Here is a 25,601-nt window from a genome sequence, read left to right as displayed (position 1 = left end):
ACAAGGGATATTCGCACCGCCCGGGCGAAAACACGCGCCGTGGACCGGCCCGTCCCCCCTGCCCGGCCACGTGACCCCACGGTCCTCGCCCCAGTCACCAAAGCTTCAGCGGCCTGACATGGCGCCGTCATCACCGGGGAGGAAGCGGTGGCCATATCGCACCCATGGAGACGGACATGTCCCTTCGCACCACCCTCCTCGCCGCCCTGCTCGGCACGGCCGCCGCCCCTGCCCTCGCGCAGGAGGCGCGGGAGTTCCCCGCCACGCTGACCGCCCATGCCCAGCTGCCCGGGGCCACCTTCCTCGATGCGCCCGAGGATGCGCCCGCCTACTTCCAGCGCTCCGGACGCTTCACCGCCGGCGCGCGGGTGGAGGAGCCGGGGGCGATCACCGATGAGGTGACCGGCCTCTCGCGCCCCTTCGAGGGCCAGCCTCTGCAGGGCTTCTCCGGGATCCGCTCGCTCGGCGATGACCGCTTCCTCGTGCTGACGGACAACGGCTTCGGCTCCAAGGCGAACTCCGCCGACGTGATCTTGATGTTCAACATCGTCTCCGTCGACTGGGAGGCCGGTGCGGTGAACGTCGAGGAGACCATCCGCCTGCACGATCCCGACATGGTCGTGCCCTTCCCGATCATCGCCGAGACGACCGAAAGCCGCTACCTGACGGGGGCGGATTTCGACCTCGAATCCATCCAGCCGGTCGGCGACCACTACTGGCTCGGCGACGAGTTCGGGCCCTGGCTGATCGAGACGGACAGCACGGGCCGCGTCCTGCAGGTCATCGCCACCGAGCCGGCGGGCGAGCTGATCCAGGGGCCGGACAACGCCTTCCTCTCCATGCCGAACCCCGGCGGCACCCTGCCCGCGATGATGTCGCAGCGCTCCGGCGGCTACGAGGGCATGGCGCTCTCCGAGGACGGCACGACGCTCTACCCGCTGCTGGAGAAGCCGGTCTTCGACGCGGCGACCGGCGCGGCGGAGGAGGTCTCCGGCCGGCCCGTGCTGCGCATCTTCGAGTACGACACGGAGGGGAATGGCTGGGGCGACCGCACCCGCTACTACCCGCTGGAGGATGCCGGCCACGCCATCGGCGACTTCAACATCATCGAGGGAACCCGCGCGCTGATCATCGAGCGCGACAATGGCACCGGCGACGCGCGCGACGGCTGGGCGGAGACGCCGGCGGAGTTCAAGCGCATCTACCTTGTGGATCTCGAGGAGGCCGACGAGAACGGCGTGTTGCGCAAGATCGCCTATATCGACCTGATGAACATCCAGGACCCCGAGGGCCTCGCCCCCCGCGGCTCTGTGGACGGCGTCTTCACCTTCCCCTTCGTGACCATCGAGGATGTCGACCGGGTGGACGAGACGACCATCGTCGTCGCCAACGACAACAACTACCCCTTCTCGGTCGGCCGCGAAGAGGGCGTGGCGGATGACAACGAGATGATCCTGCTGGACGTGGCGGAGTTCCTGACCGCCGAGTGAGGGCAGATCGGGAAGGCGTGGGGGCGGCTCACAGGTGCCGCCCCTTTCGTTTCTTGAGCGAAGGGCGGGCGAAACCTGGCACGACCTACCCGCGCCGGCCAAATGTGCCACGGTCCGCAGGCGCAGGGCGAGCGCCGGCCCGTGGGGTGGCGCTTCGACGGCGCCGCTGGTGTGCTTTATGCCAGCCAGGGACCTCCCCGTGGCCCACCTCCCCGTGGCCCACTGAGCACCAAGCCCAGCCAGAGCGTCAGCCCGTGGGGACGGGCAGGCGCTCGCCCTGCGCCTTTGGCGCGTACCGGGCGGGCGACAGAGCGGCGGCGTGGGGAAGGTGGGTTACAAACCCACCCTACGAGAGCGCGCCGGCCGCCGGCGCCGCGTAGGGTGGGGTGGGTTTTCAACCCACCGCCACCGCCTCAACCGGAGACGACCGCGAACCCCGATCCTTACGTATTGAACAGGAAGTGCATCACGTCGCCGTCCTTGACGACGTAGCCCTTGCCCTCGGCGCGCATCTTGCCCGCCTCCTTTGCGCCCTGCTCGCCACCGCCGGCGACGTAGTCGTCGTAGGCGATGGTCTCGGCGCGGATGAAGCCCTTCTCGAAATCGCCGTGGATCACGCCCGCCGCCTGCGGGGCGTGGCAGCCGACGGGGATCGTCCAGGCGCGGGTCTCCTTGGGGCCGACCGTGAAGTAGGTCTGCAGATTCAAGAGCTGGTGGCCGGCGCGGATGAGTCGGTCGAGCCCCGCCTCCTCCAGCCCCATCTCTTCGAGGAACATCGCCTGCTCCTCGTCCTCCAGCTGGGCGATCTCCTCCTCGATGCGGGCGGAGATAACGACGTGGGAATTGCCCTCCGCCGCCGCCATCTCGGCGACCCGGGCGGACTGGGCATTGCCCGTCGCAGCGGCGCCCTCCTCGACGTTGCAGACGTAGAGCACGGGCTTGGCGGTGATCAGCTGCAGCATCGTCCAGGCCTTGCGGTCCTCCTCGGCCACCTCGATCGTGCGGGCGGGGCGGCCACCCTCCAGCGCCTCCTGGGCGGCGGCGAGCAGGCGGTCCTGATCCTTCGCCTCCTTGTCGTTGCCCTTGAGCTTGCGCACGAGGTTGGCGCGGCGCCGCTCGACGCTCTCCAGATCCGCGATCATCAGCTCGGTCTCGATGACCTCGGCATCAGCGATCGGGTCGACCCGCCCCTCTACGTGCGTGACGTCGCCGTCCTCGAAGCAGCGCAGCACGTGGGCGATGGCATCCGTCTCGCGGATGTTGGCGAGGAACTGGTTGCCGAGCCCCTCCCCTTTGCTCGCGCCCTTCACCAGCCCGGCGATGTCCACAAAGGTCATGCGGGTGGGGATGATCTGCTTGGAGCCGGCGATCTTCGCCAGCACCTCGAGCCGCGGGTCGGGCACCGCGACCTCGCCGACATTCGGCTCGATGGTGCAGAAGGGGAAGTTCGCCGCCTGGGCGGAGGCCGTCTTCGTCAGCGCGTTGAACAGGGTCGACTTGCCGACATTCGGCAGCCCGACGATCCCCATGCGAAAGCCCATGCTCGCCTCCTTAGCGTGAAACGCCCGCATCTACGGCGGCGGGGGGCGGGTGGTCAAGCAGGGCGCGAGAGGAGAGATTCAGGTTTACATCAACCTAAATTCCGCCAGACTGGCCCCGACCCCAGAGGGAGAGACAGACCAGATGCCCACCCCCACCCCTTACGTGTTCTTCAAGGACGGCCAGTGCGAAGCGGCGATGCGCTTCTATGCCGGCATCTTCGGCGCGCCGGAGCCGGTGCTCTACCCGGCCGGCGACATGGGCCAGCCCGGCTACACGATGCATGCCGAGGTGCACCTCGGCGGCGGCATGCTGGCCGGGGCCGACGATTTCGACGGCACCACCCCGCCCATGGAGGGCAGCTCCATCATGGTCTCCAGCCCCGACATCGCGGAGACGAAGGGCTGGTTCGACGCGCTCTCCGAAGGCGGCGAAGTGCGGATGGGGTGGGAGGAGAACTTCTTCTCCCCCGGTTTCGGCTCGCTGACGGATCGCTACGGCATCCGCTGGATGGTCACGACGGAGCAGGACGAGGCCGGAGACGGCAGCGCGGGGTGAGAGGGCAGGACCGGGGGGCCAGCCCCCCGGAGCCCCCCGAGGGTATTTTTGGCCAGATGAAGAGGGGGCCGGAGGGACCGGGGCGCCCCCCCGGGTCCCGAGCGGGCGGCGCGTAGGGCGCGGATCGCCTGTTTCATCTGGCCCAAAATACCTCCGCCGGAGGCAGCGAAGCTCCCTCTCGCGCGCCGGCGCCGCTGATCGGTCCGGGCGGACTTTTCCCGCCCCCGAGGCTCGGCTAGAGAGGCGGCGCCGCAAGGGGAGACATCCATGCAAGAGCCCGCCATCACCGAAGAGCTGATCGCCGCCCACGGGCTGACCGCGGACGAATACCAGCGGATCCTGGAGATCATCGGGCGGGAGCCGAGCTTCACCGAGCTCGGCATCTTCTCGGCGATGTGGAACGAGCATTGCTCCTACAAGTCCTCCAAGAAGTGGCTGCGCACCCTGCCCACCACCGGGCCGCAGGTCATCTGCGGGCCCGGCGAGAATGCCGGCGTGGTGGATATCGGCGACGGGCAGGCGCTCGTCTTCAAGATGGAGAGCCACAACCACCCCTCCTACATCGAGCCCTACCAGGGCGCGGCGACCGGGGTGGGCGGCATCCTGCGCGACGTCTTCACCATGGGCGCCCGGCCCATCGCGGCGATGAACGCGCTCTCCTTCGGCATGCCGGATCACCCGAAGACCCGCAGCATCGTGCACGGGGTCGTGGAAGGCGTCGGCGGCTACGGCAATGCCTTCGGCGTGCCGACGGTGGGGGGCGAGGTGCGTTTCCACCCCAGCTACAACGGCAACTGCCTCGTCAACGCCTTCGCCGCCGGCCTCGCCGATGCCGATGCGATCTTCTACTCGGCGGCCTCGGGCGTCGGCATGCCGGTCGTCTACCTCGGCGCCAAGACGGGGCGTGACGGGGTGGGCGGCGCCACCATGGCCTCCGCCGAGTTCGACGAGACCATCGAGGAGAAGCGCCCGACGGTGCAGGTCGGCGACCCCTTCACCGAGAAGCGCCTGATGGAGGCCTGCCTCGAGTTGATGGCCACCGGCGCCGTCATCTCCATCCAGGACATGGGCGCCGCCGGCCTCACCTGCTCGGCCGTCGAGATGGGCGACAAGGGGGGCCTCGGCATCCGCCTGCAGCTCGATGACGTGCCCCAGCGCGAGGCGCGGATGAGCGCCTATGAGATGATGCTCTCCGAGAGCCAGGAGCGGATGCTCATGGTGCTCCGCCCCGAGAAGGAGGGAGAGGCGCGCGCCGTCTTCGAGAAGTGGGATCTCGACTTCGCCATCGTCGGCGAGACGATTGAGGAAGATCGCTTCCTCATCCTCCACGGCAACGACGTGAAGGCCGACCTGCCGCTCTCCCGCCTCGCCTCCTCGGCGCCGGAATACGACCGGCCGTGGGAGGAGAGCGCCGCCCCCCCTGCCCTCGCCCCGGTGCCGGCGATTGCGGCGATGGATGGCCTTCGCGCGCTGATCGGCTCGCCGAACCACGCGGCGAAGCAATGGGTCTTCGAGCAGTACGACACGCAGGTGATGGGTGATACGGCGCGGCGGCCGGGGCTCGGCGCCGGGATCGTGCGGGTGCACGGGACGGGCAAGGCCATCGCCTTCACCTCCGACGTCACCCCCCGCTATTGCCGCGCCAACCCCGAGCGGGGTGGCGCGCAGGCGGTGGCGGAGGCCTATCGCAACCTCGTCTCCACGGGGGCGACGCCGCTGGCGGCGACGGACAACCTCAACTTCGGCAACCCCGAGAAGCCGGGAATCATGGGCCAGTTCGTCGGCTGCATCCGCGGCATCGGCGCCGCCTGCGAGGCGCTGGACATGCCCATCGTCTCCGGCAACGTCTCGCTCTACAACGAGACCGACGGCACCGGCATCCTGCCGACGCCGACCATCGGCGCCGTCGGGCTCATCGCCTCCCCCGGGGACGCTATCGGCAGCCGGCCGGAGGCGGGCGACATCGCCCTCCTCCTCGGCGGCATGCCGGCGCATCTCGGCCAGTCGGCGCTGCTGTGGGAGATGTTCGGCCGCGAGGATGGCGAGGCGCCGGAGGTGGACCTTGCCGCCGAGCGCGCCCATGGCGACTTCGTTCTGGCCGGCCGCGCCCATATCCGCGCGGCGACGGACCTGTCGGACGGCGGGCTGGCGCTCGCCGCTTTCGAGCTGGCTGAGGCGGGCCAGACGGGCGTGACGCTCGACATGGCCGGGACCGCGGCGCTCTTCGGCGAGGATCAGGGCCGCTACCTGCTGGCCGCCGACGAGGCCGGGGCAGCGGCGCTTCAGGAGGCTGCCGCGGCGGCGGGCGTGCCGCTGATGGCCGTGGGCCACTTCGGCGGCGACGACATCGTCATGGGCGGCGAGCGGGCGGCGGCGGCGGAGCTCTTCGCCCTCTATCGCTCGGCCTTCGCGGCGGCGCTGGCCTGAGCGGGCGCGCCGGCCTCAGACGGCCGGGCGCTCGATGGCGAAGAGGTGGCAGAGGCCGTGGAGGTCCACCTCCCGCTCGCGGCTCATGCCGATGCTGCGGGCGGTGGCGGCGGAGGCATGGTTGGGCAGGTCGACCAGCGCGATGAGCCTCTCGTGCCCGGCGGCGAAGCCGAGGTCTCGCAGGCCCTCTCCCATCTCCCGGCCGAGGCCCCGGCCCCACCACGGCTTGTCCAGCATCCACGCCAGCTCGATCTCCTCGACGCCGTCGATCTCGACCACCAGGATCCCGCCCCGGCCGATCAACTCGCCGCTGTCGCGCCAGGTGGCGGCCCAGAGCGTGTAGCCGGGGTGCGAGGCGTGGCCGCCGGCCATGGACCAGTCCATCTCGGCGGCCGTCTGCTCGCGGGTGCGGGTGAAGTTCGGGAAATGGCGGCGCACATCCTCGTCGGCATAGAAGGCGGCGAGCCTGTCCAGATCCTCCGGGCGGGGGGCGCGCAGGATCATCCGCTCGGTCCGCAGGACCTCCTCCCCCGGTGCCATCCGCCGGATGAGCTGCGTGCCCGATCCCCCTGCCATCCCGTCTCCTCCGCCCGCCACCTTGCGACTCCCGCCCACCGAGCCTAGATTCCAGCCCGAATGCAAGGCGCCCGCGAGGACACCCCGATGCCGATCACAGCCCATGAAATCGAAAGCCTGATCCGCAAGAGCTTTCCCGACGCCCAGGTCACGGTGGAGGGCGACGACGGCGCCCATTTCGCCGCGCAGGTGGTGGACGAGAGCTTCCGGGGGATGAACCGCGTGCAGCAGCAGCGCGCCGTCTACGCCGCCCTCGCGGGCAAGATGGACGGCGCGCAGGGCGAGCTGCACGCGCTGGCGCTGACGACACGCGCCCCGGACTGACCCGCGGGCGACCTTTTCACGCACAGGCCCCGCCGGACGGGGCGAATGGAGACGGACATGACCGCTCAGGACCAGATCAAGACGACAATCGACGCAAACGACGTGGTGCTCTTCATGAAGGGCACCAAGTCGATGCCGCAATGCGGCTTCTCCTCCCGCGTCGCCGGCGTGCTCAACTTCATGGGCGTGGATTTCGCCGACGTGAACGTGCTGGAGGACGAGGGCGTGCGGCAGGGGATCAAGGATTTCTCCGACTGGCCGACCATCCCGCAGCTCTACGTCAAGGGCGAGTTCGTCGGCGGCTGCGACATCATCACCGAGATGACGCTCTCCGGAGAGCTCGACCAGCTCTTCGAGACGAAGGGGATCACCTTCTCCAAGGATGCCGCGGACAAGATCCGCGAAGCCAACGGCTGACGGACGGCGGCGCCCCGGGCGCCGCCTGTTCCCCGCCCCGCGGGGCCTCCGCTCACGTGCCAAAGTGCAACAGTGCGGCGGAGCCTCGGGGGCACGGGGCACCTCCTCGCTAGGCACCGGCTCAGGGGAGGCTATTTTCGCAGAGGGTTCTGCTTGCTGCCGGTGTCACGTGTCACTTCGTCTCGCATATTCGCGCGTGCCCGGTGAGGGTCCGTCAGGCTGGTGCATGCCGTGACCACGGCCCTCACCCTCGTTGCCACGCTCGTCATCCTGCTCGCCGTCGGCCTTGCCGTGGTGACCGGGCTGAAGCGGGTTGAGGCACGGCGGCGCGAGGACTTCGAGGAGATGGCCGCCCGCCGCTCCTGGCAGCTCAACATCACCGGAGAGGTGCTCGGCCGCCCGGCCATCACGCGGCTTCAGCCGCGCGGGGGCACCAAGTGGGTGGTGGAGAGCCGCCGCCGCTCGGGCGACGACTCGGTGCGGGACCTGCAATCGACGGAGTTCTCGGCGCGCGATCCGCACTGGAGCGAGGGCACGATGGTCATGGCCGGGCCGCTCTCGCCCGACGTGGCGGCGCTGACCGGGCTCATGCAGGGGCAGATGGACGGCGAGATGGGCGAGAAGCTCCTCACCCGCCTCATCGGCCCCGGCGCCGCCGGCGATGCCGGCGCCCTGCGCCTGCAGGACGGGCCGGACGGCGTGACCATCCTCGCCTCCTGCGCGCTCGGGCACCGCTTCGAGACGCAGGCGCTGGCCCGCACGCTGATGAGCTGGGAGCCGCTGATCCGCGGAGAGCGCGGCCACCCGGTGCTGATCATCTCCCGCGACGGAGTCCGGGTGCGCCTGCGCCACGCCATCGCCCGCGCGCCCGACATGGAGCGCTTCATCGACCTATCGACGGAGCTGGCGCGCCTCGGCGGGTGATCGGGCCGGGGACGAATTTCGCGCGGAATTCGGGACGGAAATCGCGCGATTTCCGTCTCCGGGGGCCGGCGGGCTGTCTAAGATCGCCCCAAGTAGACAGAGACGGTGGGTTATCAACCCACCCTACGACCAGCGCGATCCGTAGGGTGGGTTTCCAACCCACCTTGCCCCGGCCGCCTCGCAACGCCGCCGCTGCGCCCCCGCCCGGTACGCGCCAAAGGCTCAGGGCGAGCGCCTGCCCGTCCCGGCGGGCTGGCGCTTTGGTTGGGCTTGGTGCTCCGCCCAGGTCGGGGAGGGGCTTGGCTGGCATAAAGCGCACCGCGGCACTGTCGGGGCGCCATCCCACGGGCAGGCGCTCGACCTGCGCCTGCAACCGGTACGACAGGAGGCGGGGTCGGAACGGGGAAAAACGGAAAAGGCTCGGAGACCTTAGAGGGAAAGCAAAGACGCCCGCCGGTTACCAGCGACAAGACCTTCCAGGAAGCCAGCGAGACCCGCGCCTCCCCCAGCCCCTCCCCTACTGCCGCTCGCAGAAGGCGTAGAGGGTCACCTCCTCGCCGACTTCGCCGTCGTACCAGCTGAGCGTCGCCTCCTCGCCCTGGTCCCACCAGACGTAGTGGGAGCCGTCCGAGGGCCAGCCGTAGCGGGCGCCGGAGCCGCTGACCTCCTGCTCCAGCGTCATCATTCGCCCCTCGACGACCAGCACCACGACGGCCGGGTCGACGCCGTTCACGTAGGTCACCGGGATCTCCACGCCGCGCTCGCAGAGGTAGCGGGTGGTGATGACCTCCGCCGACGCCGCCGGCGGGAGCAGCGCGAGGGCCGCCGCGCCGGCGAGCCAGCGGGTCACTGCGCCTTCTCCTCGACTTCGTCGGCCAGCGACTCGGCGCGGGCGGCGAGCTCGGCCAGCGTCTCCGTCACGCCCTCGGGCATCACGGGGACCTCGACGCGCTCCGGCTCGGGCGCCGGGCGGGCCTTCAGCTCCTCCAGCTCGGCGGTGAGAGCGGCGGTGCGATCCTCCGCCTCCTTCACCCTGTCCTCCAGCCCGGCCGTCTTGTCGGCGAGCATCAGGCCCGCCATCAGCAGCATCCGTGCCTCGGGCATCCGGCCGATCTGGGCGGAGAGCTCCGCCGCCTCGGCATCCAGCATCCCGGCGGCCGATTGCAGGAAGGGCTCCTCGCCCGGCTGGCAGGCGACCTCGAAGCTGCGGCCGCCGATCTTGATCTCCACCTGCGGCATCACTGCGCCTCCTCTTGCCCGGCCTCGAGGACGGGGCGGAATTCCGCCAGGATGGCGTCGATCTCGGCAATCTCGGCGGCCCGCGAGGCGGTCAGCGCCTCCAGCTCGGCCTTCATGGCACGGTTGATCAGTTCGGGGTCGCTCACCCCCTCCTCGGCGGCGCGGCGCAGCTGCTCGGAGGCGTCGCGCAGCTCGGCATTCGCCTCCTGCAAGCCCTGCAGTTCGCCGTCGAGCCGGCCCATGCCCTCGCGGTGGCGTTCGGCCTCGGCGGCCTGCTCCTCCTTCGCGCGCTCCAGCTTGCCCTTCAGGGTGCGGATGCGCTCCTCAAGCTGGGCGTTGGCGGTCTGCTCCTCGTCCAGCGCCGCCTCCAGCCGGGCGAAATCCTCCGGCCCCTGCCCCGCCACCGGCCGGTTCATGGCGCCCATGCCCGCCTGGATGCGGTGCAACGCCTGTGAAATCCGTGCCTCCAGCTCGTGAAGCTCTTCCATGCCGTCCGTCCCGCCTTGCGCCCGTTGCTCTTGGTCTCGTTGGCCGGCGGCGGCCCTGCTCGTGGCACCGTCCGGCATCGTCTTTTTCTGGCCTCGCGCGCCGCGCCGCCGGGCCCATGACCCACGAATCGCGCTCGCGCGCCGACAGGGTATGCGAGGCGGCGGGAAGCGGCAAACGGGGGAAGGGTTTATCGCCGAAGGGCTTAGCCTGCGCCCTTCAAGCGGGCTTGATCTCCCCCCACCCGCTGTTATGCACGTTTGCGCCCGGCCAAAGACGGCTGTTTCAACGCGATTTCGGAAAGGAAAGACCTTGGACATAGCTGCCCTGCGCGAGGCTCATCCCGAGCACTGGATGAAAGCCGCCGCCATCCGCACCCTGACGCTGGATGCCGTCGCCGCCGCCAATTCCGGCCATTCCGGCATGCCCATGGGCATGGCCGACATCGCCACGGTGCTCTTCGAGAAGCACCTGAAGTTCGACCCCAAGAACCCGCTCTGGCCCGACCGTGACCGCTTCATCGTCTCCAACGGCCACGGCTCGATGCTGCTCTACTCGGTGCTCTATCTCACCGGCTACGAGGGCATGTCCCTGCAGGACATCAAGGATTTCCGCCAGTGGGAGAGCGCGACCCCGGGCCACCCGGAGTACAACCACTCCCCCGGCATCGAGACGACGACCGGCCCCTTGGGGCAAGGCATCGCCAACTCCGTCGGCTTCGCCATCGCCGAGGAGAGCCTGCGCGCCCGCTGGGGCAAGAAGATCATGGATCACCGCACCTGGGTCTTCGCCGGGGACGGCTGCCTGATGGAGGGCGTGAGCCAGGAGGCCATCGCGCTCGCCGGCCACCAGAAGCTCGGCAACCTGACGGTCTTCTTCGACCACAACTCGATCACCATCGACGGGCCGACCTCGCTGGCCGACTCGACGGATCAGTGCGAGCGGTTTTCCGCCTCCGGCTGGCACGTGCAGAAGATCGACGGGCATGACCCGGTCGCCATCGACGAGGCCATCGAGGCCGCCAAGGCCGACCCCCGCCCATCGATGATCCAGTGCGAGACGCATATCGCCCTCGGCTCCGCCGCGCAGGACACCGCCAAGGGCCACGGCGCGCTGACCGACGACAAGGTCGTCGCCGACGCCAAGGCCGCCTATGGCTGGGACGCCCCCGCCTTCGAGATCCCCGCCGACATCAAGTCGCAGTGGGAGTCGATGGGCGAGCGCGGCGCCGCCGCCCATGCCGAGTGGAACGAGCGCATCGGTGCCCTCTCCGACGCCAAGCGCGCCGAGTTCGAGCGCAGCTTCGACCGCGAGGCGCCCAAGGCGCTCTCCGGCCGCATCAAGGCGCTGAAGAAGCAGATCTCCGAAGAGGGGCCGAAGGTCGCCACCCGCAAGAGCTCCGAGATGGTGCTGGAGGTGGTGAACCCGGTGATGAAGGAGACGCTGGGCGGCTCGGCCGACCTCACCGGCTCCAACAACACCAAGACCGGTGATCTGGGCATCTTCTCCCCGGAGGACCGCAAGGGCCGCTACATCCACTACGGCATCCGTGAACACGGCATGGCCGCCGCGATGAACGGCTTGGCCTCGCATGGCGGCGTGAAGCCCTATGGCGGCACGTTCTTCTGCTTCACCGACTACGCCCGCCCGGCCATCCGCCTCTCCGCGCTGATGGGCGTGCCGGTGATCTACGTGATGACCCACGATTCCATCGGCCTCGGCGAGGACGGGCCGACGCACCAGCCGGTCGAGCACCTCGCCATGGTGCGCGCGACGCCGGGCCTGCTCACCTTCCGCCCCGCCGACACAGTGGAGACGGCGGAGGCGTGGGAGATCGCGCTGAGCCAGACGAAGAAGCCCTCCGTGCTCGCGCTCACCCGCCAGGGCCTGCCGACGGTGCGCACCAAGCACACCACCAAGAACCTGACCGCCCAGGGCGCCTACGTGCTGGCCGAGGCGGAGAACAAGCGCCGCGTCATCCTCATGGCGTCGGGCTCCGAGGTCGAGGTGGCGATGGAGGCCAAGAAGGCGCTGGAGGCCGAGGGCATCGGCACGCGCGTCGTCTCCGTCCCGTCGATGGAGCTCTTCCGCGAGCAGGACGAGGCCTACCGCAAGCGCGTCCTTCCCGCCGGGCCGGTGCGCGTGGCCATCGAGGCCGGCGTGCGCCAGCCTTGGGACTGGCTGCTCCTGGGCGAGCGCGGCCGCGAGCAGAAGGCGGCCTTCGTGGGGATGGACAGCTTCGGCGCCTCCGCCCCCGCCGAGGTGCTGTTCGAGAAGTTCGGCATCACCGCCGGGCACACGGTCGAAAAGGCGAAGGCGCTGCTCGGCTAGGGCGGCTGCTCAGCGGAGCGCCTGCGGCGCATTTGATGCTTGCGTTGAGGGGGCTGTCTGCCCCCTCAACCTCCCCCGAGGATTTTCGGGACCAAAGACAGGGGGGCGCGTTGCTGCCCTTCCGAGTCGGCCTCAGCGGACGAGGCGCCAGGGGCCCGGGCCGGCGACGGCAAGGGCGAGGCAGCCGCCGGCGATGGCCCAGTTCTTGACGAAGATCGTCATCTGCCAGGGATCCTCCGGCTGGAGGTGGAAGATGCTCGTCACCGCGCAATATCCGGCGAGGCTGAGGGCGACGGGGGCGATCCACGCGCCCGCCACCAGCGCGAGGCCGGCCGCCGTGGTGTAGATGAGCGCCGGCCAGTAGAGCCAGAGGGGCCAGCCGCGCATGGCGAGGAGTTCGTAGACCGGCTCGGGCGCCAGCACCTTCTGCACCGCGCCGCCGAGGAAGAGCACCGCGAGGAGGAGCCGCGCCGCGAGGAGCGCGGCGTCCTGCCAGCGGCTCAATGACCCGCGGCCTTGTCCGCCGACTTGTCCCCGCCGAAGAGGCCGAGGAGCGGCGTGATCACCTTGGTGGCGACGGGGATCAGCACCAGCCCCCAGGCGAGGCCGAGGATGCCGTCGCAGAAGGCCGTCACCGCCCAGGTGACCGCGCCCTCCAGCGTGCCGAGGGCATGCGCCGCCTCTTCGGCGAGGTGGTGGATCCAGTCGTAGAGCACCGGCCAGCCCAGCACCTCCAGCCCGTGGACGATGATGTTGCCGCCGACCCAGAGCATCGCCGCCGTGCCGACGATGGAGAGCAGCTTGAGGAACCACGGCATCCCCCGCACCAGCCCGCGCCCGATGGCGCGGGTGACGCCGAGGCGCCCGTGATCGACCATCTCCAGCCCGAGATCATCGGCCTTCACGATCAGCGCCACCGAGCCATAGACGGCGAGGGTGATCGCCACCGCGACGACGGCGAGCGTCGCCGCCTCCAGCCAGAAACTGTCGGCCTCGATGACCGAGAGCGAGATCGTCATGATCTCCGCCGAGAGGATGAAATCGGTCTTGATGGCGCCGGCGACCTTGCGCTCCTCCAGCTTGGTCGGGTCCTTCACCTCCATGTCCTCGGCCACCTTGTGGCTGGCATGGGGGAAGAGGACGTGGAAGATCTTCTCCGCCCCCTCGAAGCAGAGGTAGGAGCCGCCGAGCATCAGGAGCGGCGTGATCGCCCATGGCGCGAAGTTGGAGAGCAGGAGCGCGATGGGCAGCAGGAAGATCAGCTTGTTGCGGAGACTCCCCTTGGTGATCTTCCAGATGATCGGCAATTCGCGCTGCGGCTTGAAGCCGGTCACGTATTTCGGCGTCACCGCGGCGTCGTCGATCAGCACCCCGGCGGTCTTGGCGCCGGCCTTCGCGGCGGCGCTGGCCACATCGTCCACCGAGGCGGCGGCCACCTTGGCGATGGCCGCCACGTCGTCGAGTAGTGCCAGAAGTCCGCTCATGTCCGCCCTCGCTGCTGCCGGCTCAATCTAGACCCGCCCCCGGCCGCGGCAACCCCGCCCGCGCACGGCCCCGTCCCCTGCGTCTCCCGCCGCCCCCATTTCATCTGGCCAAAAATACCCTCGGGGGGCTCCGGGGGGCAGCGCCCCCGGTCCCGCCCCTCGCGCCCTTCCGGCCGCCCGCCGCAGCGGATAGCCTCAGCCCATGACCACGCGCCTCGCCCTTGCCCTCGCCCTCCTCGTCGCCGGCGCCATCGCGGTGGACCTCTGGCAGGGCTGGGGCGGCACGCTCTTCGTGCTTCGCTGGCTGGTCGATCTCATTCACTGGCTCGCCTTCTGGCGCTAACATCTGCCGGCGCGGTTGACCTTTCCGGCCAAATGACAATTCTGCCGGCCAAACGCGCCGCACCCGGCGCGAAACCCGGAGGGAACGACATGGCTGTGAAGGTGGCAATCAATGGGTTCGGGCGGATCGGGCGCAATGTGCTCCGCGCCATCATCGAATCCGGCCGCACCGATATCGAGGTGGTGGCGATCAACGATCTCGGCCCGGTGGAGACCAACGCCCACCTGCTGCGCTACGACAGCGTGCACGGCCGCTTCCCCCACAAGGTGACGACGACGGACGACACGATCGACGTCGGCCGCGGCCCGATGAAGGTGACGTCCATCCGCAACCCGGCCGAGCTGCCGTGGGGCGATGTCGACATCATCATGGAATGCACCGGCATCTTCACCTCCAAGGAGAAGTGCCAGCCGCACCTCGAGACGGGCGCCAAGCGCGTGCTGATCTCCGCCCCGGGCACGGGCGCCGACAAGACCATCGTCTACGGCGTCAACCATGAGAGCCTGACGGCGGACGACATCGTCGTCTCCAACGCCTCCTGCACCACGAACTGCCTGGCGCCGGTGGCTTACGTGCTGAACAAGGCGATGGGCATCAAGCGCGGCTTCATGACCACGATCCACTCCTACACCGGCGACCAGCCGACGCTGGACACGATGCACAAGGATCTCTACCGCGCCCGCGCCGCGGCGATGAACCAGATCCCCACCTCCACCGGCGCCGCCAAGGCCGTCGGCCTCGTGCTGCCTGAACTGAACGGCAAGCTCGACGGTGTCTCCATCCGCGTCCCCACCCCGAACGTCTCGGTGGTGGACCTGACCTTCGAGGCCGACCGCGACACCACGGTCGAGGAGATCAACGACGCCATCCGCGCCGCCGCCGATGGCGAGCTGAAGAACATTCTCGGCTATACCGACGACAAGCTCGTCTCGATGGATTTCAACCACGATCCCCATTCCTCGACCTTCGCGATGCCGGAGACCAAGGTGATGGACGGAAACTTCTGCCGTATCCTCAGCTGGTACGACAACGAGTGGGGCTTCTCCAACCGGATGAGCGACACCGCCGTCGCCATGGGCAAGCTGCTCTGAGGGAAGCGCGGGGCGGCCGGTACGGCGCCCCGGAGGCTTTTGACGTAAGCGAGAGGGCGCGGGCTTCGGCCGGCGCCCTTGACGTTTCCAGGGCGGGGCGGTCTTGAAGGCGGGACTTCCAGCCCGCGGTGAGACATGCTGAACGCCGACCAGATCCTGCAGGAATTCATCACGCTCTGGGTCGTCATCGACCCGATCGGGACGGTACCGGTGTTCCTCGCCGTCACCGCCGGCATGAGCGCGGTGGCGCAGCGCAAGGTGGCGGTGAGGGCCGTGGCCGTCTCCGCCGCCGTGCTGCTGGCTTTCATCGTCCTGGGGCAGCTGGTGCTGGAGGCGCTGGGGCTGGGGCTGCCCTCCTTCCAGATCGCCGGCGGGCTGGTCTTGTTCCTCTTCGCGCTGACGATGATCTTCGGGCCGGCCAAGCCGCAGCGGGAGATGGCCGAGGAGGGGATGACGCAAACAGCGATCCACCCCATCGCCATCCCCTCCATCGCCTCGCCGGGGGCGATGCTGGCGGTCGTGATCCTGACGGACAACGACCGCTTCTCGGTGCAGCACCAGCTGCAGACCTCACTGATCCTGCTGGTGATCCTCGGCCTGACGCTGGGCTTCCTGCTCATGGCCGGCCCCATCCTGCGTGTCATCGGGCCGGCCGGCGCCTCGATCGTCAGCCGGGTGATGGGCATGATCCTCGCCGCCGTGGCGGTGGACGCGGTGCTGCAGGGCCTCGTGCAGATCGGCGCGCTGGCGCCGTTCTGAGGGGTTGGGCCGCGCGGAGCATGGAGATCTGCAGGCTGTTTGAGCGCGTCAGACACCGCGCGCGCACCACGTTGGAGCCCGCCTCGTCGCATCTGCGGGTAACCAAATCGTAACGCTCCCGCCGGGAGCCGTCCGACGCGAAGGCGACGGCCCGAAAGAAATTTCCCTTTGACTATCGCGCGTTGAGAGGGAAACCGGACAGTCCGGAATGCCCGAAACCACGGCTCCCCGCCATGCATCTCATGCAGGGCGCTACGGACGTGTTAGCGGTAGTGCCGCAGCGCAGCATCACTATCTTACTCCTCGAACGACACAGGCCAGCTTAAAAAGGAGTGACCACGCATGACCACGTTCAACAAACTCCGCACGGTTCTCGCCAAGCGCGCTGCCTATAACCGCACGGTGACGGAAATCCGCTCCCTGCCGCTCGACATCGCGCTGGACCTCGACCTCTACCCCGGCGACGCCAAGCGCATCGCCCGTCAGGCCGTCTACGGCTGAGGCGTGCCCTGCGGGGCGCGCCCGACCACACGGCGCGAGAGCCGACAGGACGACGACCCAAGCCGCCCCAAGGGGCGGCTTTTCATTTGCCGGGGCTCAAATTCCGGTGGGCGCGTCCAGCTTCTCCTTCAGCCGCGTATCCACGGCGGAGGGGACGAACTTGGAGACGTCGCCGCCGAGGCGGGCGATCTCCTTGACCAGCTTGGAGGCGATGGCCTGATGGCGCGCCTCGGCCATGAGGAAGACCGTCTCCACCTCTGAATCCAGCGCCCGGTTCATGCCGACCATCTGGAACTCGTATTCGAAATCCGCCACCGCCCGCAGGCCGCGGATGATGATGCCGGCGCCCACGTCGCGGGCGCAGTCGATCAGCAGGTTTTCGAACGGGTGGACGACGATCTCGGTGCCGCGGGCGCGGGCAATGGCGCCGATCTCCGCCTCGATCATCGCGACGCGCTCGTCGAGAGAGAAGAGCGGCCCCTTGCCCTGATTGATGGCGACGCCGATCACCAGCCTGTCCACCATGCGGCAGGCGCGGGAGATGATGTCGATATGGCCCAGCGTCAGCGGGTCGAACGTGCCGGGATAAAGACCGATGCGCATCGCGCCCCCCTGCCCTCAAGTCATTGAAAGGCAAAAAGTCATGCGCCGCGCCGATTGGCAACCCCCATGGAGCCCGCCACCCGGCGCGCCGCTCAGTGGCCCATGATCATCCCTTCCAGGGCGTCCTTCTCCATCGCCAGCTCCGACAGGCGCGCCTTCACCACGTCGCCGATGGAGATGAGGCCGACGAGCCTCCCGCCCTCCATCACCGGCAGGTGGCGGAAGCGCCCGTCGGTCATCGTCTGCAGGACGGCGTCGGCGCTGTCCTCCGGCGTGCAGGTGACGGGGCCGGCGGTCATCATCTGCTCTGCCGTCTCCTCCAGGCAGGCGGCGCCGCGCCGGCCGATCTCGCGCACGATGTCCCGCTCGGAGAGGATGCCGGCGGGCGCCCCCCCGTCGGTGGAGACTATGACGGCGCCGATGCGCTTTTGGGAGAGCATCTGCACCACGTCCGCCACCGGCTTGTCCGGCGCGACCGAGACGATCTCGGCGGAGTCCTTGGACTTCAGTATCTGTCTGACGAGCATCATGTCCTCCCGGCACTCTTACCTGAGGTCAAGCCTCGCCTCCGCCCGCTCCTCCTGTCAACCTCTGGCGCTGATAGGACACCCTTGCCCGGCAGGGCGCCTCGGGGTACCGCCGGAGGGCGGCAATTTCGGGAGACGACAGATGCAGGACCTCACCCATTACCTCGGCGGCGCGGCGACGGCCGGCACCTCGGGCCGCTTCGCCGATGTCTACAACCCCGCCACGGGCGAGGTGCAAAGCCGCACCCCTCTCGCCTCTGCCGAAGAGGTGGACCGCGCGGTAAAGATCGCCGCCGAAGCCCAGCCCGCCTGGGCTGCCGTCAACCCGCAGCGCCGGGCACGCGTGATGATGGAGTTCGTGCGCCTGCTCAACCGCGATATGGACAAGCTGGCCGAGGCCCTCTCCCGCGAGCATGGCAAGACGCTGCCCGACGCCGCCGGAGACGTGCAGCGCGGGCTCGAGGTCGTCGAGTTCTGCATCGGCGCGCCGCACCTGCTGAAAGGCGAGTTCACCGATGGCGCCGGCCCGGGGATCGACATGTATTCCCTCCGCCAGCCACTCGGCGTCTGCGCCGGCATCACGCCCTTCAACTTCCCCGCCATGATCCCGATGTGGATGTTCGCGCCCGCCATCGCCTGCGGCAACGCCTTCATCCTCAAGCCCTCCGAGCGTGACCCGTCGGTGCCGCTGATGCTCGCCGCCCTGATGGAAGAGGCCGGCCTGCCCAAGGGCATCCTGCAGGTCGTCAACGGCGACAAGGAGGCAGTGGACGCGATCCTCGACCACGAGGGCATCTCCTCGGTCGGCTTCGTCGGCTCGACGCCCATCGCCCAGTACATCTACTCGCGCGGCTGCGCGGCCGGCAAACGCGTGCAGTGTTTCGGCGGCGCCAAGAACCACATGATCGTCATGCCGGATGCCGACCTCGACCAGGCCGCCGACGCCCTCGTCGGTGCCGGCTACGGCGCGGCGGGCGAGCGCTGCATGGCCATTTCCGTCGCCGTGCCCGTGGGCGAGGAGACGGCGGACCGGCTGATCGAGAAGCTCGTCCCCCGCATCGAGCGCCTGAAGGTCGGCCCCTATACCGGCGGCGCGGAGGTCGATTACGGCCCGGTCGTCACCGCGGCGGCGAAAGAGAACATCCTGCGCATGGTCGAGGGCGGCGTCGAGGCCGGCGCCGAGCTGGTCGTCGACGGGCGCGGCTTCTCCCTGCAGGGCTACGAGGACGGCTTCTTCGTCGGCCCCCATCTCTTCGATCGGGTCACGCCGGACATGGAGATCTATCGCAAGGAGATCTTCGGCCCGGTGCTGACCACCGTGCGCGCCGGCTCCTACGAAGAGGCGCTGAAGCTGGCAATGGACCATGAGTACGGCAACGGCACCGCGATCTTCACCCGCGACGGCGACGCGGCCCGCGATTTCGCGTCGCGCGTGAACGTCGGCATGGTGGGCATCAACGTGCCGATCCCGGTGCCGCTGGCTTACCACACCTTCGGGGGCTGGAAGAAATCATCCTTCGGCGATCTCAACCAGCACGGGCCGGACTCCTTCCGCTTCTACACGAAGACGAAGACGGTCACGGCGCGCTGGCCGTCGGGCATCAAGGATGGCGGGGAGTTCAACTTCAAGCCGATGGATTGATGGCCGAGGGCGGTGGGTTGAAAACCCACCCTACGGCGTAGCGGGCCAGTCGCCTCCCCGCCCGGAATCAAGCCGAAGGCGCCGGGCGAGCGCCTGCCCGTCCCGGCGGGCTGGCGCTCTGGCTGGCCCTGGCGCTCAGCGGCAGTCGGCGAGGAGCTTGGCTGGCATAAATCAAGCAGCGGCGATGTCGCGGCGCCACCCCACGGGCAGGCGCTCGCCCGGCTCCCGTCACGCCACCTCGGCGGGCGCCCCGGGCAGGTTCTCCGGCGGCAGCGTGCCGGGCATCTCCGGCGCCGCCCTGAACGCCTCCGCCACCCTACCGTTGTGCTTGCGCGCCATCAGGCACTCGAAGGAGCCGGCCCGGAAGGCGCGGCACGCCGTCGGGCGCTCGGGGTAGATGCCGCAGACCGCCTCGCCGAGGGGCGAGCGGGCGAGCTGGGCGCAGTGGCCGCCGCACATGCGCAGGAAGCGCACCTTCCCCACGGCGAACGTCGCTTCCGCCGGGATGGCGCGGCCGCCATCCTCGGGCAGGAGCGCGATATAGGTCTCGCGGGCGCCGAAGCAGCAGGCGCCGCAGGTGATGCAGTCAGGGATGTCGGAGGGCATGGAGGGGCTCGGGGAAGGCGCACCGGGCCGAGCGGCTTCTGTCCGCCGGTGGATGCGCCGCGGGCCTGTAGCGCCGGGCGCGGGCGCCGGCAAGAGCCCGCGCGTCACGCGGAATTGGCATGACGCCGCGCCCCGCCCGTGCAAGATGCGCGCCAACCGCCCAAACTCCCGGGAGAGCCTCATGACCACCCGCCGCGCCTTCCTCGCGCAGAGCGCCCTCGGCGCCGCCGCCCTCGCCGGCCTGCCCCGTGCCGCCTTCGCCGCCGGCCACCAGGTGACCATCCAGGATTTCGCCTTCTCGCCCGCCGATCTGACGGTCGCGGCCGGCGATACCGTCACATTCACCAACAACGACGGCGCCCCGCACACCGCCACGGCGGACGGCGGCGCCTTCGATTCCGGGCGCATGACGCGCGGCATGATGAGCGCCATCACCTTCGAGACGCCCGGCACCTACCCCTATCACTGCGACTTCCACCCCAACATGACCGGTACCATCACCGTCACCTGACGCGGGCGCGCTTGCGCCCTGCCCCGCCCCCTGCAAAGCTCCTCCGACGAGCAGGGAGCGGGCGATGATGCAGCCGGATTTCACCATCGGCATCGAGGAGGAATACCTCCTCGTCGACACCGAGACGTTCGCCCTCGCCGATGCCCCTCCGGGCCTGATGGAGGAATGCTCGCAGGCCCTGCACGAGGGGCAGGTGAGCCCCGAGTTCCTCCGCTGCCAGATCGAGATCGGCACCCGCGTCTGCAAGACCATCCCCGAAGCGCGAGATGAGCTACGCCAGCTGCGCGCCCTCGTGCGGGACAGGGCGGCGGCCCACGGCCTCGCCCCCATCGCCGCCTCCTGCCACCCCTTTGCGGACTGGCGCGATCAGGAGACGACGGACAAGCAGCGCTATCACGAGCTGCAGGATGATCTCGCCGGCGTCGTCCGCCGTGCCCTGATCTGCGGGATGCACGTCCATGTCGGGCTCAATGACGACGCGCTGCGGGCCGACCTGCTCGGGCAGATGGCCTACTTCCTGCCGCACCTGCTGGCGCTGTCCACCTCCTCTCCCTTTTGGAAGGGGGAGGATACCGGCCTGTCGAGCTACCGCCTCTCGATCTTCGACAACCTGCCCCGCACCGGCCTGCCACCTCATATCGACACCTGGGCCGAGTACCGGCGGGCCGTGGACGTGCTGATCGAGCTCGACGTCATCGAGGACAGCTCCAAGATCTGGTGGGACCTGCGCCCCTCCCACACCTACCCGACGCTGGAATCGCGCATCTGCGACGTCTGCCCCCGGCTGGAAGATGCGCTCTCCATCGCGGCGCTGACGCAGTGCCTCATGCGGATGCTCTGGCGGCTGAGGGTGCGCAACCAGCGCTGGCGGCGCTACGACAACTTCCTGATCGCCGAGAACCGCTGGCGGGCGCAGCGCTTCGGCATCAAGGGCGAGCTGATCGACTTCGGGCAGGGCGTCATCACGCCCATGCCTGTGCTGCTGGAGCACATCATCGAGCTGGTGCGGGAGGACGCCGAAGAGCTCGGCTGCCTCGCCGAGGTCGAGGGCGCCCGCAACATCATCCGCAGCGGCACCGGCGCCGAGCGCCAGCGGGCGGTGAGAGCGGAGGCGGAGGAGCAGGGCAAGAGCCGGGAGGAGCAGATGCGGGCCGTGGTGGCGCATCTGGTCGAGGAGTTCTCGGCCGATCTCTAGCTTGCACATCCGGAACCTGGAAGGTCGCTGAGCGCCTCCCTCAGGCCCCGGACTTTACATTTTCCAACTATCTCAGCGGGAGCGCACCGAGCCGCCGCTATTCTCCGTCGCGTCCACCTCGCCGCCGCCGTAGAGCGCAATGGAGGCGCCGGAGGAGGCGCTGGCCTCGGCCGTCTCGCTCGCATGGGCGCGCATGCTGGCGCCGCTGGCGGCGTCGAGCAGGGCCACCTCGCAGGCCAAGTCATCGGCCCTCAAAGAGGCGCCGGAGCGGCCGGAGGCGTGCAGGGTGCCGCAGCTGCCACTGGCGTTCAGGTTGGCGCCCGACGATGCGGCGAGCTTCACCTCCTCTGCCTCGGCCTCCAGCCACAGGTTTGCCCCGGAGCGGCTGTCGGCCGTCACCCGCTCGGCCACGATGCCCGCGATCCGCAGGTTCGCGCCGCCGGTGGCCCCGGCGGTGAAGGCGCCCTCTGCCGAGGGCACGCTGCTCTCCACGTTGGCGCCGTGATCGGCATTGATGCCCCGCACCTCGGGAAGGTGAACCGTCACGATGAACTCGTCCTGCCGGAAGAGCTGGAGGAGCCCTAGCGGCAAGTGTTGATCGCGCCCGATCTTCAGCCTGTCGCCGTCCACCTCCACGACCAGCCGGTCGATGTCTCCTTGGCGCGCCTCCGCCTCGACGAAGAAGTCGCCCTCGCTGATCACCGCCTCCACGCCGTCGGAGACGGAGATAGTGTCGAAGCCGGCGGCGTCGTAGCCGCGGGTTTCGGCAAGGGCGAGGGAGGGAAAGGCGATGGCCGTGGCAAGCAGGGCGACGGCGAACGGGGCCTTGGTGGCGGCGGATCTGGCGAAGGACGTCATGGGCGGTCTCCAGTTACGGTTACCGCCCACTAAATGTTAACGCCTTTAACTTTCAAGTCCTCGTGAGGAGATTTCTTGCGGCTCTACTCCGCCGCCACCTTCCGGGCCTTCAGCATCGGCGCGAGGAAGCGCCCGGTGTGGCTCTCCGCCACCTCGGCCACTTCTTCCGGCGTGCCGGTGGCGACCAGCGTTCCGCCGCCATCGCCGCCCTCGGGGCCGATGTCGATGAGCCAGTCCGCCGTCTTGATGACGTCGAGGTTGTGCTCGATTACCACCACGGAGTTCCCCTGCTCGACCAGCTCGTGCAGCACCTCCAGCAGCTTGCGCACATCCTCGAAATGCAGGCCCGTGGTGGGCTCGTCGAGGATGTAGAGTGTGCGCCCGGTGGATCGCTTGGCGAGCTCCTTGGAGAGCTTGACCCGCTGCGCCTCGCCGCCCGAGAGCTGCGTCGCCTGCTGGCCGACCTTGATGTAGCCAAGGCCCACCCGCACCAGCGCATCCATCTTCTCGCGGATGCTGGGGACGGCCTTGAAGAACTCCTGCGCATCTTCAACCGTCATATCAAGAACGTCGGCTATGCTCTTGCCCTTGAACTGAATTTCCAGCGTCTCGCGGTTGTAACGCGCGCCCTTGCAGGTCTCGCAGGTGACGTAGACATCGGGCAGGAAGTGCATCTCGATCTTGATGACGCCGTCGCCCTGGCAGGCCTCGCAGCGGCCCCCCTTCACGTTGAAGGAGAAGCGGCCCGGCTTGTAGCCGCGCGCCTTCGCCTCGGGTAGGCCGGCGAACCAGTCGCGGATGGGCGTGAAGGCACCCGTGTAGGTGGCGGGGTTCGAGCGCGGCGTGCGGCCGATGGGGCGCTGATCGATGTCGATGACCTTGTCGAGGTGCTCCAACCCCTTGATCGTCTCGCAGGGCGCGGGCGTCTGCCGGGCGCCGTTGAGCCGCATGGAGGCGGTCTTGAACAACGTCTCGATGGTCAGGGTCGACTTGCCGCCGCCCGAGACCCCGGTGACGCAGACGAACTTGCCGAGCGGGAAGTCGACGCTGACCTCCTTGAGGTTGTTCCCGGTGGCCTTGACCACCTGCACCTTCTTCTTGTTCCCCGCCCGCCGCTCCGCCGGCACCGCGATCTCGCGGCGGCCGGCGAGGTAATCGCCCGTAAGGCTCTTGGGATCAGCGGTGATCTCCTCCGGCGTGCCATGGGCGACGACGTGGCCGCCATGCACCCCGGCGCCCGGGCCAATGTCGAAGACGTAATCCGCCTCGCGGATCGCCTCCTCGTCATGCTCCACCACGATCACCGTGTTGCCCTGGTCCCTCAGGTTCTTCAGCGTCTCCAGGAGGCGCCCGTTGTCGCGCTGGTGCAGGCCGATGGAGGGCTCGTCGAGCACGTAGAGAACGCCGGTCAGGCCCGAGCCGATCTGGCTCGCCAGCCGGATGCGCTGCGATTCCCCGCCCGAGAGCGTGCCGGAGTTGCGGCTGAGCGTCAGGTAGTCGAGCCCGACGTTGTTGAGGAAGCCGAGCCGCTCGCGGATCTCCTTGAGGATGGCCTTGGCGATCTCGTTCTTCTGCTTGCTCAGGCTCTCCGGCACCGAGCTGATCCACTCATGCGCCTCGCGGATGGAGAATTGCACCACCTGCCCCACGTGCAGCCCGGCGATCTTCACCGCCAGCGCCTCCGGCCGCAGCCGGTAGCCGCCGCAGGCATGGCAGGGCTTGGTGTTCTGGTACTGCTCGAACTCCTCGCGGATCCAGGCGCTGTCCGTCTCGCGATAGCGGCGCTCCATGTTGGGGATGACCCCCTCGAAGACGCGCTTCACCTGATAGACCCGCCCGCCCTCGTCGTAGCGGAACTGGATCTCCTCCTCCCCCGAACCGCGCAGGAACACCTGCTGGACATTCTCCGGCAGGTCCTTCCAGCGGGCGGACTTGGAGACGCCGTAATGCTTGGAGATGGCCTCGATGGTCTGCAGGAAGTAGGGGCTCTTGCCCTTCCGCCACGGCGCGATGGCGCCGTCGGCGATCTTGAGCGTCACGTCCGGCACCACGAGGCGCTCGTCGAAGAACAGCTCCACGCCGAGGCCGTCGCATTCCGGGCAGGCGCCGAAGGGGGCGTTGAAGGAAAAGAGCCGCGGCTCGATCTCGGGGATCGTGAAGCCGCTGACCGGGCAGGCGAACTTCTCGGAGAAGGTGAAGCGCTCTGGCGCGGGGGGCTCGCCCTCCTCCGCCGTCGGCGCCGTCTCGAGGATGGCGATGCCGTCGGCGAGGTCGAGCGCGGTGCGGAAGCTGTCGGCGAGCCGCGTCTCCAGCCCCTCGCGTACGACGAGGCGGTCGACGACGACGTCGATGTCATGTCGGAACTTCTTGTCGAGCGTCGGCGGATCGTCCAGCTCATGGAACTGGCCGTCGACCTTCACGCGCTGGAAACCCTGCTTGCGCAGCTCCAGCATCTCCTTGCGGTACTCGCCCTTCCGGTCACGCACGATGGGGGCGAGGAGGTAGGCGCGGGTGCCCTCCTCCATGCCCATGACGCGGTCAACCATGTCCTGCACCTGCTGCGCCTCGATTGGGAGCCCGGTTGCGGGGCTGTAGGGCGTGCCGCAGCGCGCGAAGAGCAGGCGCATGTAATCGTAGATCTCGGTGACCGTGCCGACGGTGGAGCGGGGGTTCTTGCTCGTCGTCTTCTGCTCGATGGAGATCGCAGGGGAGAGGCCGGAGATGTGGTCAACATCCGGCTTTTCCATCATGTCGAGGAACTGGCGCGCGTAGGCGGAGAGCGACTCGACATAGCGGCGCTGGCCCTCGGCATAGATCGTGTCGAAGGCGAGCGACGACTTGCCGGAGCCGGACAGCCCGGTGACGACCACCAGCTGATCGCGCGGGATATCCACGTCGATGTTCTTGAGATTATGCTCCCGCGCGCCGCGGACTTCGATGTTTTTCAGTTCGGCCACTTCGCACCCCCGGGCAGGACTCAAGCGGAACACATAGTCGCCTGTCGCCGAGTCTCCAACCATGAACAGAACGTTAAGGGAACATATTGGCGTGCGGCCGGCGTGCTGGCGCGAGATGCGGCGTCACCGCTGCCTGCCGTTGCGTCAACAGAGCGTGTTCTGGGTGGTCACGCGGTGCTCGTTTTTTAGGCTGTCCGTCGGGGGCAAACTCAA

Annotated in this window: 26 protein-coding genes; 14 read left to right on the top strand and 12 right to left on the bottom strand. The window is 68.9% G+C overall.

Going from position 1 to position 25,601, the window contains the following annotated elements; genetic code table 11:
* The first annotated feature begins 176 nt into the window (after positions 1–176).
* On the top strand, positions 177–1,490 hold the full coding sequence (locus tag GY170_RS05825; RefSeq protein WP_163890847.1) for an esterase-like activity of phytase family protein: 1,314 nt from the start codon (positions 177–179) through the stop codon (positions 1,488–1,490).
* A gap of 443 nt (positions 1,491–1,933) precedes the next feature.
* Here GY170_RS05825 and ychF read toward each other — a convergent pair whose 3' ends face one another.
* Positions 1,934–3,031, bottom strand: coding sequence for a redox-regulated ATPase YchF (ychF, locus tag GY170_RS05820; protein WP_163890845.1), 1,098 nt, complete (start codon positions 3,029–3,031; stop codon positions 1,934–1,936).
* Positions 3,032–3,173: 142 nt separating this feature from the next.
* Here ychF and GY170_RS05815 point away from each other — a divergent pair, with 142 nt between their 5' ends.
* The gene (locus tag GY170_RS05815) at positions 3,174–3,587 is read left to right on the top strand and encodes a VOC family protein (RefSeq protein ID WP_163890843.1); all 414 of its coding nucleotides are present in this window, start codon (positions 3,174–3,176) and stop codon (positions 3,585–3,587) included.
* A gap of 267 nt (positions 3,588–3,854) precedes the next feature.
* Entirely contained in the window at positions 3,855–6,014 is a 2,160-nt protein-coding gene (gene purL / locus GY170_RS05810) for a phosphoribosylformylglycinamidine synthase subunit PurL (RefSeq protein WP_163890841.1), read from the top strand.
* A gap of 15 nt (positions 6,015–6,029) precedes the next feature.
* Here the strand turns inward: purL and GY170_RS05805 are convergent, their stop codons facing one another.
* On the bottom strand, positions 6,030–6,590 hold the full coding sequence (locus tag GY170_RS05805; RefSeq protein WP_163890839.1) for a GNAT family N-acetyltransferase: 561 nt from the start codon (positions 6,588–6,590) through the stop codon (positions 6,030–6,032).
* 87 nt (positions 6,591–6,677) lie between these two features.
* Between GY170_RS05805 and GY170_RS05800 the strand changes: the two genes are divergently transcribed.
* The 3 genes from GY170_RS05800 (at position 6,678) to GY170_RS05790 (ending at position 8,255) form a co-directional block, all read left to right on the top strand.
* Positions 6,678–6,914 carry a BolA family protein gene (locus GY170_RS05800; RefSeq protein WP_163890837.1) on the top strand — a complete coding sequence of 79 codons (237 nt, stop codon included), beginning with the start codon at positions 6,678–6,680 and terminating at the stop codon, positions 6,912–6,914.
* Between the two features lie 57 nt (positions 6,915–6,971).
* Complete coding sequence (gene grxD / locus GY170_RS05795) at positions 6,972–7,331, top strand: Grx4 family monothiol glutaredoxin (protein ID WP_163890835.1); 360 nt, start codon at positions 6,972–6,974, stop codon at positions 7,329–7,331.
* Between the two features lie 231 nt (positions 7,332–7,562).
* Complete coding sequence (locus GY170_RS05790; RefSeq protein ID WP_163890833.1) at positions 7,563–8,255, top strand: hypothetical protein; 693 nt, start codon at positions 7,563–7,565, stop codon at positions 8,253–8,255.
* A gap of 517 nt (positions 8,256–8,772) precedes the next feature.
* On the opposite strand, the gene GY170_RS05785 is transcribed toward GY170_RS05790, so the two are convergent.
* Genes GY170_RS05785 through GY170_RS05775 form a run of 3 tightly spaced genes read right to left on the bottom strand, consistent with a single transcriptional unit; the run spans position 8,773 to position 9,982 of the window.
* Positions 8,773–9,105 (bottom strand): MliC family protein, encoded by a 333-nt coding sequence (locus GY170_RS05785; RefSeq protein ID WP_163890831.1) that lies wholly within the window; start codon positions 9,103–9,105, stop codon positions 8,773–8,775.
* Complete coding sequence (locus GY170_RS05780) at positions 9,102–9,494, bottom strand: cell division protein ZapA (RefSeq protein WP_163890829.1); 393 nt, start codon at positions 9,492–9,494, stop codon at positions 9,102–9,104. The genes GY170_RS05785 and GY170_RS05780 overlap by 4 nt, the downstream gene beginning before the upstream one ends.
* Positions 9,494–9,982: a hypothetical protein gene (locus GY170_RS05775; protein WP_163890828.1), complete on the bottom strand. Its 489-nt coding sequence runs from the start codon at positions 9,980–9,982 to the stop codon at positions 9,494–9,496. Before GY170_RS05775 ends, GY170_RS05780 begins: the two co-directional genes overlap by 1 nt.
* A gap of 310 nt (positions 9,983–10,292) precedes the next feature.
* Here GY170_RS05775 and tkt point away from each other — a divergent pair, with 310 nt between their 5' ends.
* Entirely contained in the window at positions 10,293–12,311 is a 2,019-nt protein-coding gene (tkt, locus tag GY170_RS05770; protein ID WP_163890826.1) for a transketolase, read from the top strand.
* Positions 12,312–12,443: 132 nt separating this feature from the next.
* Here the strand turns inward: tkt and GY170_RS05765 are convergent, their stop codons facing one another.
* Entirely contained in the window at positions 12,444–12,815 is a 372-nt protein-coding gene (locus GY170_RS05765; protein ID WP_163890824.1) for a DoxX family protein, read from the bottom strand.
* On the bottom strand, positions 12,812–13,795 hold the full coding sequence (locus tag GY170_RS05760) for a DUF808 domain-containing protein (RefSeq protein ID WP_163890822.1): 984 nt from the start codon (positions 13,793–13,795) through the stop codon (positions 12,812–12,814). The genes GY170_RS05765 and GY170_RS05760 overlap by 4 nt, the downstream gene beginning before the upstream one ends.
* A 202-nt stretch (positions 13,796–13,997) precedes the next feature.
* Between GY170_RS05760 and GY170_RS05755 the strand changes: the two genes are divergently transcribed.
* The 4 genes from GY170_RS05755 to GY170_RS05740 all read left to right on the top strand — a co-directional run bounded on the left by GY170_RS05755 (position 13,998) and on the right by GY170_RS05740 (position 16,489).
* Positions 13,998–14,138, top strand: a complete 141-nt coding sequence (locus GY170_RS05755) for a hypothetical protein (RefSeq protein ID WP_167803293.1) — start codon at positions 13,998–14,000, stop codon at positions 14,136–14,138.
* A gap of 89 nt (positions 14,139–14,227) precedes the next feature.
* Complete coding sequence (gap, locus tag GY170_RS05750; protein ID WP_163890820.1) at positions 14,228–15,229, top strand: type I glyceraldehyde-3-phosphate dehydrogenase; 1,002 nt, start codon at positions 14,228–14,230, stop codon at positions 15,227–15,229.
* A gap of 135 nt (positions 15,230–15,364) precedes the next feature.
* Complete coding sequence (locus tag GY170_RS05745) at positions 15,365–15,988, top strand: MarC family protein (protein WP_163890819.1); 624 nt, start codon at positions 15,365–15,367, stop codon at positions 15,986–15,988.
* A 342-nt stretch (positions 15,989–16,330) separates the two neighbouring features.
* Positions 16,331–16,489, top strand: coding sequence for a hypothetical protein (locus tag GY170_RS05740; RefSeq protein WP_167803292.1), 159 nt, complete (start codon positions 16,331–16,333; stop codon positions 16,487–16,489).
* 96 nt (positions 16,490–16,585) lie between these two features.
* Here the strand turns inward: GY170_RS05740 and coaD are convergent, their stop codons facing one another.
* Positions 16,586–17,092, bottom strand: a complete 507-nt coding sequence (coaD, locus tag GY170_RS05735; RefSeq protein WP_163890817.1) for a pantetheine-phosphate adenylyltransferase — start codon at positions 17,090–17,092, stop codon at positions 16,586–16,588.
* Between the two features lie 92 nt (positions 17,093–17,184).
* A complete protein-coding gene (locus GY170_RS05730; RefSeq protein WP_163890815.1) occupies positions 17,185–17,619 on the bottom strand; it encodes a CBS domain-containing protein in 435 nt (144 codons plus the stop codon).
* Between the two features lie 142 nt (positions 17,620–17,761).
* On the opposite strand from GY170_RS05730, the gene GY170_RS05725 reads away from it, so the two are divergent.
* Complete coding sequence (locus tag GY170_RS05725) at positions 17,762–19,261, top strand: CoA-acylating methylmalonate-semialdehyde dehydrogenase (protein ID WP_163890813.1); 1,500 nt, start codon at positions 17,762–17,764, stop codon at positions 19,259–19,261.
* Between the two features lie 228 nt (positions 19,262–19,489).
* Here GY170_RS05725 and GY170_RS05720 read toward each other — a convergent pair whose 3' ends face one another.
* Entirely contained in the window at positions 19,490–19,867 is a 378-nt protein-coding gene (locus GY170_RS05720) for a YkgJ family cysteine cluster protein (RefSeq protein WP_163890811.1), read from the bottom strand.
* A 181-nt stretch (positions 19,868–20,048) separates the two neighbouring features.
* Here GY170_RS05720 and GY170_RS05715 point away from each other — a divergent pair, with 181 nt between their 5' ends.
* Positions 20,049–20,378, top strand: a complete 330-nt coding sequence (locus GY170_RS05715) for a cupredoxin domain-containing protein (RefSeq protein WP_163890809.1) — start codon at positions 20,049–20,051, stop codon at positions 20,376–20,378.
* Between the two features lie 64 nt (positions 20,379–20,442).
* Positions 20,443–21,573 carry a carboxylate-amine ligase gene (locus tag GY170_RS05710; protein ID WP_163890806.1) on the top strand — a complete coding sequence of 377 codons (1,131 nt, stop codon included), beginning with the start codon at positions 20,443–20,445 and terminating at the stop codon, positions 21,571–21,573.
* A gap of 72 nt (positions 21,574–21,645) precedes the next feature.
* Here the strand turns inward: GY170_RS05710 and GY170_RS05705 are convergent, their stop codons facing one another.
* Both GY170_RS05705 and uvrA read right to left on the bottom strand, forming a co-directional pair.
* The gene (locus GY170_RS05705) at positions 21,646–22,431 is read right to left on the bottom strand and encodes a GIN domain-containing protein (RefSeq protein WP_163890804.1); all 786 of its coding nucleotides are present in this window, start codon (positions 22,429–22,431) and stop codon (positions 21,646–21,648) included.
* Between the two features lie 83 nt (positions 22,432–22,514).
* Positions 22,515–25,388 carry an excinuclease ABC subunit UvrA gene (uvrA, locus tag GY170_RS05700; protein ID WP_163890802.1) on the bottom strand — a complete coding sequence of 958 codons (2,874 nt, stop codon included), beginning with the start codon at positions 25,386–25,388 and terminating at the stop codon, positions 22,515–22,517.
* Positions 25,389–25,601 lie beyond the last annotated feature (213 nt).

The organism is Pseudoroseicyclus tamaricis, from assembly GCF_012070395.1.
Taxonomy (GTDB): domain Bacteria; phylum Pseudomonadota; class Alphaproteobacteria; order Rhodobacterales; family Rhodobacteraceae; genus Pseudoroseicyclus_A; species Pseudoroseicyclus_A tamaricis.
The sequence above is the reverse complement of the archived record's forward strand: the minus strand, read 5'-3'. Positions and strand labels throughout refer to the sequence as shown.